This is a genomic window from Oleiphilus sp. HI0080, assembly GCF_001635135.1.
The window spans coordinates 1-793 of sequence record NZ_LWFU01001078.1; the positions used below are offsets into that span (position 1 = coordinate 1).

At 49.1% G+C, this 793-nt stretch carries 1 protein-coding gene; it reads right to left on the reverse strand.

Annotation, left to right across the window (positions count from 1 at the left end):
* Nucleotides 1-723: hydantoinase B/oxoprolinase family protein (locus tag A3751_RS19920; RefSeq protein ID WP_197466546.1), on the reverse strand; the 723-nt coding region annotated here is incomplete at its 3' end.
* Between the last annotated feature and the right edge of the window lie 70 nt (nt 724-793).

A 793-nucleotide genomic window follows, 5' to 3' on the forward strand; every position in this document is an offset into this window, starting at 1 on the left:
AAAATGTGCTACGCCCTCCGGAATTTGGCTAATCAAACGCTTCATCAACTGCGCGCCATATTGATGAAGCGCAGCATTCATCCGATCGAAAAAGTCGATCGGCTCATCTTGAATAACGAGTATTGCCTCCAAGCGCATCAATCCGGTTTTGTTCGCGCTTATCTGGGCAACAAAGTCCTCTGGCAGTGCACCGGAACACTCGGGATCAATGCCTCGTATCTGGCTCGCAAGCTCCTCATTAAGCTGACCCGACTCCAGAAGCTTCTTTGGCGGCAGTATCACGCCCTCCTCTTCAAGCGCAGAACTTAAAGGCATTGAACCTGGGGCACTCGCACCGATATTTGCATGATTGGCTCGATTAACAACGAACCCGCTCAGCTCACCATGGATAAACATGGGTGCAATCATGGTCACATCAGGCAAGTGTGTCCCGCCTTGAAATGGATCATTCACCACGACCATATCACCCTGTTGCCAATCGAATTGCGCGACGAGGCTTCTCATGGCATAGNCCATACTCCNCAAGTGAACCGGAATGTGTGCCGCCTGGGCAAGAATTGCGCCCTCTCGATCAAATACTGCGCATGAAAAATCAAGGCGATCCTTTATATTTGGAGAAAATGCGCTTCTTTGTAGCACGTACCCCATTTCATCACAGACCGCGTTTAGTTTACCCAAAAAAATGGCAAGCTCGACCCCACTTACCGCTTCTGATTCGATCATTATTCGTCCTAAACCACCCGCCAAGGTGAATTACTTTAAAAACCGCCCGTATAATCTCACTCTTTTGCTA